Consider the following 16,431-nt stretch of genomic DNA (forward strand, 5'->3'; position numbering starts at 1 on the left):
CTGGGCCCAACGAACAATTAATCGGCGAATTCGAAGAAAGGCCGGCCGTGAGGGAGACATCGGGCGATCCAAAGGCGCCTGGAGCGGGCATGCGTGCATTGCGCGGGCGGCGGACGCTGTCGCTGATTACGGTGACGAGCCTGGCGCTGGGCGGCAACGCGGCCGCGGCCGGAGCCGACACGAATCCATTCGCGCAGCCCAGGAAAGTGACCGTCCTCGGATTCGGGGCCGTTCCGAACGACCGCAGGGACGACACCGCGGCCATGCAGAAGGCCGCCGACTACCTGTGTACGCACCCGGGCACGACACTGGTTTACCCGCCGGGTGTTTACCACGTCGACAGGGTCGTGAACACCGCGGATCTCACGGCCGATCCCAGGACGTGGACGATTCTGTATGACAAATGTGAAAACGTGAAGATCGCCGGTATTCACGCGAAAATCGAAGTCAAGGGCGACTTCACGAAGACAGCGGCAGGCAGCTATGGAGACAACCTGTTCGCCCCGGACAAGATGGCGACGACGCCGTTCTACTTTCAGGACGCCCGCGGCTTGAAGCTGTCCGGATTCGAGATCGACGGAAACGTCGAAAAGATGACGCAGTCAGTTCCGCAAGGGGGACGCCTGGCCGAGGCCTCGGAGCACGCGGTCCACATCGGCGGCAGCGTCAATCACGCCAGCCAGAACATCACGCTCACCGGCCTTCACCTCCACCACATGGCAGCCGACGGCATCCTGCTGGGGTCGGGCAGGGACATCACGATCCGTCATGTGCAGAGCGCCAACAACATCCGTCAGGGCCTGACCATCGGACAGGGCCGCAATGTGCTGGTCACCCAGAGCACCTTCCGCGATACCGGCGTGGTGGGCACCAGCCCTGACAGCTACCCTCTGCACTCTCCTGGGCGAGGCGTGGACATCGAGCCCGAGTGCACCCCCAAGGACGCCGAATGGGGCCAGTACGAGAGCGGCCGGCAGGTCGATGCCTGCAACGATGCGGTGGGGATGACCGGCAACATCCTGTTCGACCACGTGCGGGTCACCGGCAACCTCGGCGGCGGGATCGCCATGCCGCACGGCGAAAGCTCGGCGAACGTGACGGTACGCCACTCCTTCCTGCGAAATCCGCTGGGCAAGAGCGGCGACGTGGTGGACATGGGCATCGTCGGCGGGGTCGTGGAGGACTCTGTGCTCGATGGCCAGAACGGATTCGCTGTGGCCTGTGCCACCAGAGGCTCTGCGGTGCAGCTGACCTCGCCGATCTGGGAGCGCTATCTGCGAGATCTGGCCAATGACCCCTCTCCGGTCGCCCGGGGCGTCCACCGGCAGACCGATCCGACCTTCTCCAGCACCGTGCGGCGCAACACCATCAAAGGCCAGGGCCCGAAATTCCTGTGCCAGGACGCGACGCCCGTGATGAGGATCACCGACAACAAGATCAAGGGCACCCTGCTCCCGGCACCCCCGGAAACCACGTACTACCCGACCTTCGGCCACCTGATCGTCTTCTCGGGCACGCCTGACGCCCTGTGCAGCACGACCAACGCATGGGGGAAGGAGATCACCATCGAACGCAACGACATCTTCATCCCGCGCGCCGCACCCACCGGTCAGCCCTACGGCCAGATCAACTACTGCGGGAAGTCCATCAAACTCGCCGACAACGTCTACCGCACTGATACGGAAGATCCCGCCCGTCCCCTCTGGGTCTACTACAACCGCGCCCAAGGCGTGGGGTCGGTGACTCAGGACTGCTTCCCGGCCGGCGGAGCGATCGTCGCGGTGGACGAAAATCACGTGCCTTATCCGCTCACCGATCGGGGGACACAGAAATGCCTGACGTTGCCCCAGCCATAGGCAGGGAAGACTGATCCGCCGGCCCTCTGAATCCTGTTGCAGCGGGACTGGTGAGCCTGCTGAGGTACGTGCATGGACAGTGCCACTGAGCAGGTGCAACGGGCGAGGACAGGAAGAGACCGTACGATCCCCCGACAACCGGCTCCATGGCACAGGCTGGCGGTGCTCGGCGCCCTGATGCTGGCCGCCCTCACCTTCAACACCGCGGAGAACCTGCCGGTCGGCCTCCTGGAGCTCATTTCCGAAGACCTGCGGGTGTCCCTGTCAGCGGTCGGTCTCCTGGTCACCGGTTACGGCGTGACGGTGGCCGTCGCATCGGTGCCGATCGCCCACGTCGTGCGGGCCGTGCCCCGACGTTATGTGCTCACGGGACTGCTGGCCGCGCTCGTGGTGTCCAGTCTTGTTGCGGCGCTGGCCCCCTCTTACTGGCTGCTCCTGGTGGCGCGGCTGCTGACCGCGCTCGCCCAGGCGCTGTTCTGGGCCGTAATGGGGCCGGTCGCGGTGGGCCTGTTCGCGCCCGAGGTCCGGGGGCGTGTGATCGGGGCGTTGTCCGTCGCTGGTTCGCTCGCTCTCGTGCTGGGCGTTCCCGCTGGGACCTGGCTGGGCCAGCAGAGTAACTGGCAGGTGCCCATCGCCATGCTGGCGGCTCTGGGGCTCTGTTCTTTGGTGACGATCGCCGTTCTGCTACCGACTTCGCGTCCGGAAGAAGAGCCAGCCGCCTACGCGACCAGTCCCGACGTGTGGCGGTTCTGGACGGTGCTGGCGGCCGGGACCTTGTCCGCCACCGGGGCGTTCACGGGATACACCTACATCGTGACGTTCCTGGGCGACGTGAGCGGGTTCTCCCCGAGCGCGGTCAGCGCCCTGTTCGTGGTTTTCGGTGTCGCGTGTCTGGCCGGAGTGAGCATCACCGCGGCGTTTTTGGACCGCTTTGCGCAGTCCGCGCTGGCCACCGCCGTGGCCACGCAGGCGGTGGGGATGCTCGGCCTGTACGCGTTCGGCGCTCATCCGGTGGCGGCGGTGGTGTTCCTGGTGTTGATGGGCGGTGCACTCGGGCCGGTGTTCATGACCACGCAGAACGCGATGCTGCACTGCGCCCCGGGCCGCACGGACATCGCGCTCGCAGCGAACTCCGGTGCCTACAACGCCGGCATCGCAGCGGGTGCCGCGCTTGGGGGACTGGTCCTGCCGCTCGCCGATGTACGGGGCACCTTCCTCGCTGGTGGGCTGCTGACTGCCGGGGCGTGCGCGGCCCTGCTCGGCGGCGAACTGCTACGTGGGCGCCGTCGTCCAGAACGCTCAACACGCCGATGATGGACGCCGATCTTGCTAGGGGCACCGGCGTCGGGGTGGGGGAGCCGTCAGGCGTCGAAGCGCCGGCGGGCGGTCTCGATGTGGCCGAAGTACTGGTGGGTCCAGCCGCAGATGAGATCAACCGTGGCGCGCAGGGCCTGGCCCGGCTCGGTGAGGGTGTACTCGACTCGCGGCGGCACAGTGGGATGCACCTTCCGCTCGGCCAGGCCGTTGCGCTCCAGCATGCGCAGGTTCTGGGTGAGCATCTTGTGGCTGATGCCCTCGACCTCGTCGCGCAGCTCGATGAAGCGGAGGGTGCGCTCACCGAGAGTCTCGATGATAAGCAACGCCCACTTGTTGGCGACATCAGAGAAGATCTCCCGCGCCAGGGAGTCCGCGCGCCTCAGGTCCGCTTCGTCAGCCGTGCCCGCGAACTGCTTGGTCACCATCAGGTTCCCCAGTCTCTAAAAAGTGCGTTCTTCCACGTCAGCGAACACTCTCCTATGGTTTCTGAGTAACCGCAAGAGAGCACGGGCGCCCTCCGGCGCCTCGATCACCTAACCGATCAGGAGATCTCGTGGCTGTTTCGCTCATCAACCCTGACAGGCATGTCCAAGTCCCGCTCTACCACCACGTCGCGGTGGCGAGGGGGAGCAGGCAGGTCCACATCGCGGGACAGGTCGCCTGGGACGAGAACGGCGAGCTCGTGGCACCGGGCGACCTCGCAGGGCAGGTCACCCAGGTCTACCGCAACGTCGCCAAAGCGCTGGACGCGGCCGGAGCGACGTTCCACGACGTCGTCCGCTTCACGTGGTACGCCGCAGGCTGGAAGAGAGAGATGTACGACGCCTTCAACGCGGGCATCGAACAGGCGGCCCGCGAGTTCGACATCGCCACGCCGCCGGCCGCGCTGATCGGGGTGGACGTGCTTTTCGAGCCCGGCATCCTCATCGAGGCCGAAGTCACCGCGATCATCGATTGAAGCGGTCACACCAGGTGCGAGTAGTGGGGGATCCGATGCCCGGCTTGGTGCCGTTGGGCACGGAGGCCGGCCGCGAGCGCCGGTCATCTCGCCGTCTGCTAACGTTGCCCGCGACGCGGGGTGCCCGGCGCGCCGGGCTGAGATCACACCCGTCGAACCTGATCTAGTTCGCACTAGCGAAGGGACGTCATCGGTGACCTTCTCCGAGAAGATCTGGACGCGCACGGCCACGCTGCTCGAGGCGATCCACGACCACCCGTTCAACACCGCGCTGCGCGACGGCACCCTCGACCGGGACCGCTTCGCGTTCTACCTGGTCCAGGACGGGCGCTACCTGGTGGCGTACGCCAAGGTGCTCGCGACCGCCTCGGCCCGCGCCACCGACCCGGCCGACGCCGCGTTCTTCGCCCAGAGCGCGCACACGGCGCTGGTCGTCGAGCGCGGCCTGCACGCCGGCTACCTCGAGGAGTTCGGGCTGACGGCCGAGCAGACGGCGGGCATCGCCACCTCGCCGACCTGCCTGGCCTACTCCTCCTACCTCCAGGCCACGGCGCTCGCCGCCCCGCTGCCGGTGCTCGCCGCCGCCGTGCTGCCGTGCTTCTGGGTGTACCAGGACGTCGGCGCGGCGCTGCTCGAACGCACGGCGGGTGCCGCCGGGCACCCGTACCGGACCTGGATATCCACCTACTCCGACCCGTCCTTCGCGGCCTCGGTGGAGCAGGCCAAGGCGCTCGTGGACCGGCTGGCCGAGCTCGCCGACCCGGGGACGCGCGGGGCGATGGAGGAGGCGTTCTGCCGGGCCACCGAGTACGAGTGGATGTTCTGGGACAGCGCCTGGCGCCTCGAGACCTGGCCCACGGCGCAGTGGCTCGCCTGACACCCCGCCGTCACGCGTACGAGTCGCTGAGCTCCCTGCGCAGCTCGAGGGCCTGGTGCAGGTAGTGCCGGGCCAGCGCGGCACGCCCGGACGAGCGGTACAGCTCGCCCAGTGTCTGGTACGTGTCGGCCTCCCCGCTCCGGTCACCGAGCTGCTGGAAGATCATCAGCGAGCGCTCCAGCTGGTCGGAGCCGTCCAACCGGTCGCCCCTGGCCACCTGGAGCCCGCCGAGGTTCCGCATCGCGTACGCGCCGCAGTGCCGGTCCCCGAGCGACTCGAAGATGTCCAGCGCGTGCCCCTGGTAGCGCATGGCCCGCTCGGACTCGGCGACCAGGTCGTACAGGCGGCCGAGCTGTATCGACACGCAGCCCTCGCGGTGGGCGTCGCCGAGCTCCTCGGCCAGCCGCAGCGCGTCCCCGAGCCACCGCGAGGCCTGGCGCACGTCACGCAGCGACAGGTAGACGCGCCCGATCGCCTGCCGCGCGTACGCCTCGCCGCTCCTGTCGCCGATGGCCAGGAACATGGCCAGCGCGTGCCTGAAAGACCCCAGCGCCTTGAGGTGCCGGTTGGAGAACTGGTTGACCGCCGCCAGCCCGCAGATCGAGATCGCCTCGCTCCGGATGTCGCCCAGTTCGTGGAAGATGGCCCGCGCCCGCCTGAACATCTCGCCGGCCTCGGCGTACCGGTCCTGGTAGACGCAGACCTGGGCCAGGCCGCGGAGCATGGCCGCCTCGCCGTGGCGGTCGCCGGCCGCGCGGGCGCTGTCCAGGGCGATCCGGTGCGTGGCCTGCCACTCGTCCAGGAGGCAGTGCAGGTCGAAGTACGGGACCAGCGTCGCGGCCAGCCCCCACGCGGACTGGGCCAGGCCCGCGCCGGCGGCCAGCCGTACCGCCTCCACAAGGGACTCCCGCTCGGCGTCGAACCACGACAGGGGCTCGGCGGTCAGGCGGCCGAGGGTCTCCCGCGCCAGGCTCCAGCGGGGCGCCCCGTCGGACGTCAGCCCGAACAGGGTCGTCGGCAGCCGCGTGGCGGCGTGCTCGGCGGCGGTGAGCCAGCCGCCGAGCACCCTGACGAGCGCGTGCCGCTCGGCCCCGTCGACGGTCGGCCCGCCCGCCTTCTCCTTCGCGGCGCAGCGGACCAGGTCGTGCAGGCGGTAGCGGGGCTGGCCGACGGGGTCGGTGCCGGCCAGGCGCAGGAGGTTCGCGTCCACCAGGGTGTCGACCACCGTGTCCGCCCGGTGCCGGTCGAGCACGGCGTCGGCCACCCAGCCCGGCACGGACTGCGAGCCGAGCAGGCCGAGCGCGCGGAAGGCCAGGGCCGCGTCACCGGGCAGCCGGCGGTAGCTGAGCTCGAACGAGCCGCGTACCTCGAGGTCGCCGGCGCGCAGTTCGTCGAGGCGGCTCGTCTCGTCGTCCAGCCGCTGCTGCAGCACGCTCAGCGGCCAGCCGGACCGCCCGGCCAGCCGGGCCCCCGCCACCCTGATGGCCAGCGGCAGGTGGCCGCAGGAGCGCAGGATCGCCTGGGCGGCCTCGCGCTCCCCGGCCACCCGGTCGACGCCGACGATCTTGCCGAGGAGCTGCTCGGCCTCCGCGGGCGGCAGCACGTCGAGCTCGAGCTGGAGGGCGCCGGGCAACTCCGCGATCCGCAGCCGGCTGGTGACGAGCACCCCGCAGCCGCTGCCGGGCAGCAGGGCGCGTACCTGCGCGGTGTCGGCGGCGTCGTCGAGGAAGACCAGCATGGGCCGTTCGGCCAGCAAGGATCGATACAGTGAGGCCCGCTCGCGCAGCGTGGGCGGCAGGGCCGGCTCCGCGACGCCGAGCGCCCGCAGCGCCTCGGCCAGCAGGTCGAGGGGGTCGGCCGGGTCCGCGTCGGTGCCGCCCAGGCACAGATAGAGCTGCCCGGCCGGATACTCGGCGCGCAAGGCGTGCGCGCAGTGCACGGCCAGCGCCGACTTGCCCACGCCGGGCGGCCCGGTCACCACGGCTATCGACGGCGGCCCGTCCGGCCGCCGCTCCTCGGCCGACAGTGCGCGCGTCAGGGCCGCCACGTCCGCCGCTCTGCCGGTGAAGTCCGGCACGTCCGCGGGGAGCTGGTGCGGGGCCGGGGGCCGATCGCCCGGCAGCACGTGCGCGGGGAGCTGGTGCGGCGCCGGGGGCTGATCAACCGGCAGCACGGGCACGGGCGGAGGGTCGCCCGCCAGCACGGAGGCGTGCACGTCACGTAAATCCTGCCCCGGCTCGATGCCCAGCTCGTCCACGAGCTGCCGCCGGATCGTGGTGTAGGCGTGCAGCGCCTCGGCCCGCCGGCCGCTGTGGTGCAGGGCGAGGATCAGGCGCTGCCACAGATCCTCCCGGTAGGGGTGCTCGCCGATCAGCTCCCGCAGGCCGTCGATGGCGCCGGCGTGCTCGCCGCGGGCCAGCTTCAACTCGACCAGTTCCTCAGCCGCGGCCAGCCTGGCCTGGGTGAGGGCGCGCAGCCGTCCGTCCCAGAGCGGGCTGGCGGGCAGGTCGCCGAGCGGTGTCCCGCGCCATAACGCCAGCGCCCCGCGTAAGTGCTCGAAGGCCTCCTCGGTACGGCCCGCCGCCCGTGCCCTGGCCACCAGGTCCTCGAACCGCAGGGCGTCCAGCCGGTCCGCGTCGAGCTCGATCGCGTAGCCGGAGGCCTGGGCCACGATCTGGACGCCGGCCGAGCGCAGCGAGCTCACGTACGTGCGCACGTTGGCCACGGCGGACGACGGCTGCGTCCGCGGCCACAACACCTCGACGAGCACGTCGGAGCTGACCACCTGATTGGCGTCCAGCAACAGCGAGGCGAGCAGGAGCCTGGGCTTCCTGCCCGCGATCCGGAGGGGCCCTTCCGGGACCCGGACCTGTAACGGCCCCAGAACACTGAATACGGGCTGTTCAACCACCATGACCGCGCGTTCTCCTGAGCTGGGCGCCGGACGGGGCGCCCGATCGGTTGGGCGTTCAAGCTGGAAGGGCCTTTATACCGATTTTGGATGTTATTTGTATGCCGTATTCGCAATCTTGATCCCCAGCAAGAGCGCTTCGAGAGATCCAACGGACAGTTCGCGGCGCCGGCTGGGCATCGCCCCTCCGGCGCGCGCAGAAAGGTATCCGCATGAGACCCAGAGGGGTGCTTACGGCCGGGTTCGCCCTGCTCTTCAGCCTCGCGTCGGGCCCGATCGCGTCGGCGGCATGGGCCGCCCCGACCCCGTCTCCCACGCCGTCGTCCACGCACGAGCACGAGCACGAGGGAGAGGGGGGCGACCCGCCGAACCAGGTGGACGTCCCGCCAGTGTCGACCCTGGCCGCGCCGAGCTTCCAGCTTCCGTTCCCCTGCGGCCAGACCTGGACGGGCAACAACAGCGCGAGCAGCGCTCACAGGGCGTACGAGATCGACTTCAACCGGGGCAGCACGGCCGACGCCGACAAGGGCGACACCGTGGTCGCCGCCGCGGCCGGCACCGTGGTCATCTCCGCCCATCAGGGCTCGGCCAACGGCTACGGCAACCTGGTCAAGATCGACCACGGGGGCGGCTGGACCACGTTCTACGCCCACCTGAACTCCCGCACCGTCTCGGCCGGCGCGCAGGTCGCGCAGGGCCAGAAGATCGGCACGTTGGGCAACACCAGCAAGCCGGGCAACAACATCAGCCCCCACCTGCACTACGAGGTGCGCAACGGCACCAGCTACCCGAGCAACATCAAGAAGGCCGTCTTCAACGGCGTCACCTTCGGCTACCCGATCGCCACGGTGACCTCGAAGAACAAGTGCGGTGGCGGCGGCTCCACCAACCCGCACACGGCGACGTCGGTGTGCGGCAGCGGCTACAAGGTGATCGACTCCGCGGCCCTCGGTTCGAACGGCAACGTCTACCTGCTCTACAACTCGGCCAACGGCACCAACTGCGTGGCCACGATCAAGAAGACCTCGCTCGGCAAGGCCACCGCGACCACCGCCTACCTGGAGGTCGAGGACAAGGCCCGCGTCACCGACACCGGCAACTTCGAGTACTACGCCGGACCGGTCCGCGGCTCGGCCTCCGGCAAGTGCGTCAAGTGGGGCGGCAAGGTCGGCTCCAACACGTACAACAGCCCGTCCGAACACTGCGGGAGCTGAACCCCTGTGAACCTTCGCATCCTCCTGGCCGGCGCCGTCATCCCCGCGGCGCTGGTCGCGGGGCAGCCCGCCACGGCCGCCTCCGCCGATCCGATGGCCGACGCGTTCGCCAAGGCGGCCGCCACGTACGAGGTGCCGCGTGACCTGCTGGTGTCGGTGGCGTACTCCGAGACCCACCTGGACGGGCACAAGGGCGAGCCCAGCGCGAGCGGCGGGTACGGCGTGATGCACCTGGTCGCCGCCAAGACCCTGGACCGGGCCGCCACGCTGGTCAAGAAGCCGTTATCGGCGCTGAAGTCGGACGACGCGGCCAACATCGCCGGCGGCGCGGCCGTGCTGCGTGCCTACGCCGACGAGCTCAAGTTGGACGCCACCGCCCGCAAGGACGCGGGCAAGTGGTACCAGGCGGTGGCCAAGTACGCCGGCGCCTCCTCACCCGAGGTCGCCCGGCTCTACGCCGACACCGTCTACGACCTGCTGGCCCAGGGCATCCGCGCCACCACCCCAGGTGGCGAGACCGTGACCGTGCCGTCCCGCACCGTGACGCCGGACCGGGGCTCGTACGCCAAGGTGGACGACCTGGACAAGCCGAGCACGCTCGCGGCGGGCACGGACTACCCGTCGGCCGCGTGGGTGCCCGCGCACAGCAGCAACTACGCCGTTTCCAACCGGCCCACCAGCGACGCGATCGACCGCATCGTCATCCACGTGACGCAGGGCTCCTACGCCGGGACGATCTCCTGGTTCCAGACCGGGCCCAGGCCGAACCCCACCTCGGCCCACTACGTCGTGCGCTCCTCCGACGGCGCCATCACCCAGATGGTCAGGGAGAAGGACCGCGCCTTCCACGCCGGCAACTACAACCGGCGCTCGGTCGGCATCGAGCACGAGGGCTTCGTGGACAACGCGACGTGGTTCACCGACGCGATGTACCGCTCGTCGGCCGCGTTGACCCGCAACATCGCCGACCGGTACGGCATCCCCAAGGACCGCACCCACATCGTGGGCCACAACAACGTCCCCGGCGCCGACCACACCGACCCGGGCCGCTACTGGGACTGGACCAAGTACATGCAGTACGTCACCGGCAGCGGCGGAGGCGGCGGCACCAACCCGCACACGCCGGAGTCGGTGTGCGGCAGCGGCTACAAGGTGATCGACTCGGCCGCCCTCGCCACGGCGGGCACGGTCTTCCTGCTCTACAACTCCGCCAACGGCACCAACTGCGTGGCCACGATCAAGAAGACCTCGCTCGGCAAGGCCACCGCGACCACCGCCTACCTGGAGGTCGACGGCAAGGACCGCGTCACCGACACCGGGAACTTCGAGTACTACGCCGGCCCCGTACGGGCCGCCGCCCCGGACAAGTGCGTCAGGTGGGGCGGCAAGGCGGGCGCCGGAACGTACGACAGCCCTCTCGAACACTGCGGATGACAACCCACTGACCTGTGGCCGGATCGCGCGGGCTGGCGATCCGGCCACAGCCGTGTTCAGCCGGTTGTCTCCTTGGCGTACTGCGCGGCTCCGCCCGCGAAGTCGTAGACCACGCACTGCTCGTCACCCACGACCCAGGCGTCGTGCCCGGGCGTGCAGACGAAGACGTCGCCGGGCCCCACCTCGGCCTCGCCGCCCTCGTCCGTCCGCAGGCGCAGCCGGCCCTGGACGACGAAGCAATTGTGGTGGACCTGGCACGAGTCGGTGCCCACGATCGGTTTCACCGACTCCGACCACCGCCAGCCGGGCTCGAACGTGGCCATGCCGAAGCTCAGGCCTTCCAGGTTGCATACTTCGAGATGCCCCATGGGGAAGTCGCGACGCTCGTCCGGCTTGTCGATGCTCTTGACCTCGATCATGACGTCCCCCTTCCGTCACTTCCAGCTTACCGTTCGTGATCGCCGCGCCTGTTCCTGCGGACTCCGCCACACCATGTCCTGTTTCCGTACATGGCGGGAATAGGACTCTCGATCGTCTTTCGCGGCTTTACTGCGATCTGTCATGGTTCCCGGGGACACGATGATCTCTGAGGAGACCCATGATCGGCCGCTCGCTTGTCGCGTTAGGCGTGCTGCTGTCCACCGGGATGGCCGCGCCGACCCCCCTTCCCACCCCCTCGGTCCCGGCGCCGCTCGCCGGCCCGGCGGGGGAGTCCGCCAAGAAGATCACATTGATCACCGGTGACGTGGTGACCTACGACACCGCTCCCGACGGCAGCCCACAGGCCCGGGTCGAGCCGGCCGGCAGGCCCGGGGGCGCGCCGGTGTTCTTCATGTCGGTACGCGAGGGCAAGGCGTACTACGTCTACCCCACGGACGTGATGAGCCAGGTGTCGGCGGGACGCCTGGACAAGGGCCTGTTCGACGTGGCGTACCTGGCGGGCAACGGCTACTCCGACGCGGAGAGCCCCACCCTGCCGGTGATCGTCCAGCACGGTCCGCAGCAGCGCATCGCCGGGGCACGCACCCTCCCCAGCATCGACGGCGTCGCCGTCAAGGTGGACAAGAAGGCCGCCGGGCAGTTCTGGTCCGGGATCGGCACGGCCAGGGCCGCCTCCTCGAAGATCTGGCTCGACCGCAAGGTCCAGGTCACGCTCGACCGGAGCGTCAAGCAGATCGGCGCCCCCGAGGCGTGGGCGGCCGGGCTCAAGGGCACGGGCGTCAAGGTGGCCGTGCTCGACACCGGCATCGACGCCACCCACCCCGACCTGGCCGGCCGGATCGCCGCCGCGGAGAACTTCAGCTCCGAGCAGAGCGCCCAGGACGGTCACGGCCACGGCACGCACGTCGCCTCCATCATCGCGGGCAACGGCGCCAAGTACCGCGGCGTCGCCCCCGAGGCGTCGCTGCTGGCCGGCAAGGTGCTGAACAACTACGGCAGCGGCTTCGAGTCCGACGTCATCGAAGGCATGCAGTGGGCGGTCGCCCAGCAGGCCCGCGTGGTCAGCATGAGTCTCGGCGGCTGCTGCCCCGGCCCGGACAACCCGCTCGACCAGGCCGTCAACAAGCTCTCCGCCGACTCCGGCGCGCTGTTCGTGATCGCCGCGGGCAACGACGGCGAGCACCGCACGATCGGCTCGCCGGGCACCGCGGCCTCGGCGCTGACCGTCGCCGCCGTGGACCGCTCGGACGCGCTCGCGTCCTTCTCCAGCCGGGGGCCCACGGCGTTCGACTACAGCCTCAAGCCCGACATCAGCGCCCCTGGCGTGGACATCGTCGCCGCCCGCGCGCGCGGCACGTCCATGGGCCAACCCGCCGAGGACGGCTACACCGCCGCGTCCGGCACGTCGATGGCCACCCCGCACGTCGCCGGCGCCGCCGCGATCCTCGCCCAGCAGCACCCCGACTGGACCGGCACCCAGCTCAAGGCGGCGCTCACCAGCTCCGCCCGCGGCGACGGGCAGGACGCCTACGAGCAGGGCGCCGGCCGCGTCGACGTCGCCCGCGCCGTCAAGCGGCAGGTACGCGCCTCCGGCAGCATCGACTTCGGCTTCCTGCCCTCGCCCCAGAGCGGCCCGGTCACCAAGACCCTCACCTACGCCAACGACGGCGACCAGCCGGTGACCCTCACCCTGAGCACCGGCGTCAAGGCGCACCGGGGCGGCGACGTGCCGGTCCGCACGCTCACCCTCGACCGCGACACGGTCACCGTCCCCGCGCACGGCACCGCGCCCGTCACGGTCGCGTTCGACCCCCAGGGCCCCGACACCTGGTACGAGGGCTACGTGCGGGCCGCCAGCGGCGACGTCCAGGTGAACACGGCCGTCGGCGCGTTCGTCGAGCCGCGGAAGGTCACCGTGCGCGCCCGGCTGGTGCTGCCGGACGGGGCCACCGACAACACGGAGATCCCGTGGCTGCTCATGCGGACCGACGACCGCGACGACCTCCAGTACTCCTACAGCCCCGCCACGGGCGCCGAGACCGAAGCACAGGTCTACCCTGGCACCTACGCCGTGATGAGCGCGCTGGCCTGGCGCGGCGCGGACGGCGAATGGGTCCAGTCGCTGCCCGTCGAGCCGCAGATCGAGATCACCAAGGACACCACGGTCACGCTCGACCTGCGCAAGGCGCGCAAGGTCTCCGTGGAGACGCCGCGCGACTCGGAGGTCCACCTCTCCCAGTACACCTTCCGGCGCGAGGCGGCCAACGGCGTGGGCTCCGTCGACGCGGCGTCCCTGTATCCGCGGTACGGGTTCGACGACTACCTGATGCTGCCCACGCGCAAGGTCACCCAGGGCACGTTCCATCTCACCGGCCGCTACCAGATGGGCGCCCCCGCCATCCGCATGAAGGTGCCCGGGGGTCCTGAACTCACCCCGCGCTACGTGAACCTGCAGAAGGCGACGCGCAAGCTCGACGGCCGCAGCAGGCTCGCGCTGGTCCACGCGGGCAAGGGCACCGACTTCACCGGCCTGGACGTGCGCGGCAAGCTCGTCCTGCTCAACCTCGAGGACCTGTGCCCGGCCACGACCTGCACGGGCAACGCCCTGGACCGGGTCAAGGCCGCCCAGCAGGCGGGCGCCGCCGCGGTGCTCGGCTACGGGGCCGCCGGCCGGGCCTTCCTCGACCCGGCCGCGAGCTGGCCTGCCTACCCGATCCCGACCATGAGCCTGCCCGCCGAGCAGGGGCGGGCGCTGGCCGCCCGGTCCGAGCGCCGGCCGGTGACGGTCACGGCGGAGGGCGTCGCGACCACGCCGTACCTGTACTCGCTGATGCTCCCCGAGGAGGGCCGGGTCCCCGCCGACGTCCGCTACTCGGTCAAGTCGCGCGACCTGCAGCGGATCGACGACCGCTTCCACGCCGACCGGCCCGCCGACGTGCAGCTGAGCACGGCGGCGTCGCTGCTGACCCGTCCGGGTGTGTACGCCGGGCCGTGGTCCATGGAGCACACCGTGCGCGCGCAGACGACCTTCACCGAGTACGTCGGGCCGGTCTCGCCGGACGTCGTCTGGACCCGGGTGAACACGACGACGTACGACGAGGGCGACAACTGGCACGCCAAACGCGCGCTGAACGCGACCGCCGCGGACGTCTTCGCCAAGGCCGGGTCGCGCACCGAGGCGTGGGGGATCCAGCCCCGCGTGCCGGGCAACGTCGTCGTCTCCGACGCGGTGCTCGACGCCGGCGTCGCCCAGTGCTTCCCGTGCCGCACGCAGGACACCTTCCTCGCGGCCCTGCCCGTCATGGGACCGGTGCCGAACCACCAGGAGGCGTACGCGTACAACGCCAACTTCCAGAGCGACGTCCACGGCGGCAAGGACGAGATGTACCTGTATCGCGACGGGCAGGAGATCCCGCTCGTCGAGACCAAGATCGTGCTCTGGATCGTCTCGTTCATCGTGCCGACCTTCACCCTGCCGGAGACGGAGGCCACCTACCGGCTCACCGACAAGTTCCACAGCCCCAACTCGTCGCAGCTGTACGCCAAGGACGTCGAGACCGCGTGGACCTTCCGGTCCAAGCGGCCGACCGGCGGGATGTCCACGACGGGCGACGGGCTCTGCGTGGCCTGGTTCGCCACGGGCAAGCTGGCGCCGTGCGAGCCGGTCAGGCGGCTCAACCTCCGCTACGACGTGCCCCTCGACCTGGACAACCGGCTCAAGGCGGGCACCTCCCACCGGATCACCGTCACCGGCTACCACGGGTCCTTCGGCGTGCCGGACGCGAAGCTCACCTCGCTGAAGCTCTCGGTCACGTTCGACGACGGCGCCCACTGGACGCCGGTGCCTGTCTCCACCTCGGGCCGCGCCACCATCACGGCGCCCGAACTGGCCCGCACCACGGGCGCCGTCGGGCTCAAGGCGCAGGCCACGGACGCCGAGGGCAACACCGTGGAGCAGACCGTGCACCGCGCGTACGGGCTGAAGTGACGACCGGGCCGCGATCCCGGCGGCGGGCGTAGGCTCTGTGCTCATGCCTCGAACGGTGATCGCCTGGCTGGCGCTGGCGGTGCTGATGGCCGGATGCGGCGACATGCCGCGTCCGGAGCGCCAGGCGCCCTCGTCGCCTCCCGCGCCGGCCAGGTCCGCGCCGACGCCCGCGCCGCCCCTGGTGTCCACGTCCCGTGACGGCAAGGACGGCAAGGACGCCTGGCCGGCCGACGACGTGAACGGCGACGGCCGGTCGGATCTGGTCGTCGAGTTCGGCGAAGTCGACCGGCCGTATCTGGCGGTGGTCCACGGCTCGCCGCGGGGGCTCGATCCGGGGAAACGGGCGGTCGTGTCATCAGACACCTTCGCCCCCTGGTTGCCCGGCACGGAGGCGGGGAGCAGGGCCGATCTCGACGGCGACGGCTTCGGCGACGTCCTGGGTCACGGGTGCCCGCCCGGCCGGGACGGGCCGCGCCCGTACATCTTCTGGGGCGGCCCGCGCGGCATCAAGGCCAGGACGCTCCCCACTCCTGTGCGGGTTCCGGAGGAGAGCGAGCTGAGCGACTTCCAGGCCGTCGCCGGTGACTTCAACGGCGACGGCGCCGCCGACGTGGCGATGTCCAGCCCGGACAGCAGCGGGGAGGACACGAACCTGGCCGTGCTCTACGGCCCTTTCAGCCGCAGGGGGATCCCGAACCGCCAGACCCTCCAGCCGTCGCCGACCGGAGATGCGATCGGGCGGCTGGCCGTGGACGAGATCGACGGACGGCGCGCGACCGGGCTGATCGTGTACGAACCGGACGACGACGACCAGACGTCCGGCTGGCTGCTCGGCGCCGGCCCCGCCGGGCCGGCGAAGGAGGGGCGCAAGCTCAACGCGGGCATGGCCGCCGCGTTCGGCGACTTCGACGGCGACGGCACCAGGGACGTCGCGATCGGCGATGACGGCCACCGCAACGACGAGCCAGGCTACGAGACGGAGCCGCCCTCGGTCGACAGGACGCTGACCGTCTACTACGGCGACGGCCGGCAGAAGGTGTTCAAGGGCACGGCGGGCCGCGCGGTGTCCGGCGACTTCAACGGGGACGGCCGGGACGACCTCGCCTTCGGCGGGGAGATCGGCTTGTTGGACTTGGCGCCCTCGCACACCGTGACGCGGATCTTCTGGGGCGGCCCCGGCGGCCTGCGGGCCGGCGGACGCGTCGCCGGAGTGGACCGCGCCGCCCCGCTGACGGCCGCGGACTATGACGCGGACGGGGACGACGACCTCGTCTTCGCCTCCGGTTACACCGACCTCAAGCTCATGGTGACGGACGGAAGCAGAGTCCTGGCCCGCTTCGCCACGTCGATCCTGAGGTCCTGAACCTCAGGTACGAAGACAGGAGGACGTAAGCCTCTCCCTTGGGGGTAAGCGCGTGTTCACAAACGGGTAGCA

At 70.4% G+C, this 16,431-nt stretch carries 11 protein-coding genes and 1 riboswitch; of the genes, 8 read left to right on the forward strand and 3 right to left on the reverse strand.

Features of this window, described 5'->3' with window-relative positions:
- Nucleotides 1-89 precede the first annotated feature (89 nt).
- Entirely contained in the window at nucleotides 90-1,856 is a 1,767-nt protein-coding gene (locus ABN273_RS45595) for a hypothetical protein (protein WP_349455832.1), read from the forward strand.
- Between the two features lie 162 nt (nucleotides 1,857-2,018).
- Complete coding sequence (locus tag ABN273_RS45600; RefSeq protein ID WP_349455833.1) at nucleotides 2,019-3,170, forward strand: MFS transporter; 1,152 nt, start codon at nucleotides 2,019-2,021, stop codon at nucleotides 3,168-3,170.
- 47 nt (nucleotides 3,171-3,217) lie between these two features.
- Here ABN273_RS45600 and ABN273_RS45605 read toward each other — a convergent pair whose 3' ends face one another.
- The gene (locus ABN273_RS45605) at nucleotides 3,218-3,598 is read right to left on the reverse strand and encodes a winged helix-turn-helix transcriptional regulator (RefSeq protein ID WP_349455834.1); all 381 of its coding nucleotides are present in this window, start codon (nucleotides 3,596-3,598) and stop codon (nucleotides 3,218-3,220) included.
- 128 nt (nucleotides 3,599-3,726) lie between these two features.
- On the opposite strand from ABN273_RS45605, the gene ABN273_RS45610 reads away from it, so the two are divergent.
- Nucleotides 3,727-4,131: a RidA family protein gene (locus ABN273_RS45610; protein WP_285775450.1), complete on the forward strand. Its 405-nt coding sequence runs from the start codon at nucleotides 3,727-3,729 to the stop codon at nucleotides 4,129-4,131.
- A gap of 106 nt (nucleotides 4,132-4,237) precedes the next feature.
- A riboswitch (TPP riboswitch) is annotated at nucleotides 4,238-4,333 on the forward strand.
- Nucleotides 4,325-5,008: a thiaminase II gene (gene tenA, locus ABN273_RS45615; protein ID WP_349455835.1), complete on the forward strand. Its 684-nt coding sequence runs from the start codon at nucleotides 4,325-4,327 to the stop codon at nucleotides 5,006-5,008. (Overlaps the previous riboswitch by 9 nt.)
- A gap of 10 nt (nucleotides 5,009-5,018) precedes the next feature.
- Here the strand turns inward: tenA and ABN273_RS45620 are convergent, their stop codons facing one another.
- Complete coding sequence (locus ABN273_RS45620) at nucleotides 5,019-7,922, reverse strand: AfsR/SARP family transcriptional regulator (protein ID WP_349455836.1); 2,904 nt, start codon at nucleotides 7,920-7,922, stop codon at nucleotides 5,019-5,021.
- A gap of 209 nt (nucleotides 7,923-8,131) precedes the next feature.
- On the opposite strand from ABN273_RS45620, the gene ABN273_RS45625 reads away from it, so the two are divergent.
- Together ABN273_RS45625 and ABN273_RS45630 are read left to right on the forward strand one after the other, a co-directional pair.
- Nucleotides 8,132-9,133 (forward strand): M23 family metallopeptidase, encoded by a 1,002-nt coding sequence (locus tag ABN273_RS45625; RefSeq protein WP_349455837.1) that lies wholly within the window; start codon nucleotides 8,132-8,134, stop codon nucleotides 9,131-9,133.
- A 6-nt stretch (nucleotides 9,134-9,139) separates the two neighbouring features.
- Nucleotides 9,140-10,567 (forward strand): N-acetylmuramoyl-L-alanine amidase, encoded by a 1,428-nt coding sequence (locus ABN273_RS45630; RefSeq protein WP_349455838.1) that lies wholly within the window; start codon nucleotides 9,140-9,142, stop codon nucleotides 10,565-10,567.
- 56 nt (nucleotides 10,568-10,623) lie between these two features.
- On the opposite strand, the gene ABN273_RS45635 is transcribed toward ABN273_RS45630, so the two are convergent.
- On the reverse strand, nucleotides 10,624-10,986 hold the full coding sequence (locus tag ABN273_RS45635) for a cupin domain-containing protein (RefSeq protein WP_349455839.1): 363 nt from the start codon (nucleotides 10,984-10,986) through the stop codon (nucleotides 10,624-10,626).
- A 179-nt stretch (nucleotides 10,987-11,165) separates the two neighbouring features.
- Here ABN273_RS45635 and ABN273_RS45640 point away from each other — a divergent pair, with 179 nt between their 5' ends.
- Both ABN273_RS45640 and ABN273_RS45645 read left to right on the forward strand, forming a co-directional pair.
- Nucleotides 11,166-14,996, forward strand: coding sequence for a S8 family peptidase (locus ABN273_RS45640; protein ID WP_349455840.1), 3,831 nt, complete (start codon nucleotides 11,166-11,168; stop codon nucleotides 14,994-14,996).
- Nucleotides 14,997-15,039: 43 nt separating this feature from the next.
- Nucleotides 15,040-16,359 (forward strand): FG-GAP repeat domain-containing protein, encoded by a 1,320-nt coding sequence (locus tag ABN273_RS45645; RefSeq protein ID WP_349455841.1) that lies wholly within the window; start codon nucleotides 15,040-15,042, stop codon nucleotides 16,357-16,359.
- Nucleotides 16,360-16,431: the final 72 nt, after the last annotated feature.

Source organism: Nonomuraea sp. B19D2 (genome assembly GCF_040137845.1).
Taxonomy (GTDB): Bacteria; Actinomycetota; Actinomycetes; order Streptosporangiales; family Streptosporangiaceae; genus Nonomuraea.

Coding starts and splice junctions, on each gene's coding strand:
- ABN273_RS45595 (WP_349455832.1), top strand. CDS start 90: ATGCGTGCATTGCGCGGGCGGCGGACGCTGTCGCTGATTACGGTGACG.
- ABN273_RS45605 (WP_349455834.1), bottom strand. CDS start 3,598: ATGGTGACCAAGCAGTTCGCGGGCACGGCTGACGAAGCGGACCTGAGG.
- ABN273_RS45620 (WP_349455836.1), bottom strand. CDS start 7,922: ATGGTGGTTGAACAGCCCGTATTCAGTGTTCTGGGGCCGTTACAGGTC.
- ABN273_RS45625 (WP_349455837.1), top strand. CDS start 8,132: ATGAGACCCAGAGGGGTGCTTACGGCCGGGTTCGCCCTGCTCTTCAGC.
- ABN273_RS45635 (WP_349455839.1), bottom strand. CDS start 10,986: ATGATCGAGGTCAAGAGCATCGACAAGCCGGACGAGCGTCGCGACTTC.
- ABN273_RS45640 (WP_349455840.1), top strand. CDS start 11,166: ATGATCGGCCGCTCGCTTGTCGCGTTAGGCGTGCTGCTGTCCACCGGG.
- ABN273_RS45645 (WP_349455841.1), top strand. CDS start 15,040: ATGCCTCGAACGGTGATCGCCTGGCTGGCGCTGGCGGTGCTGATGGCC.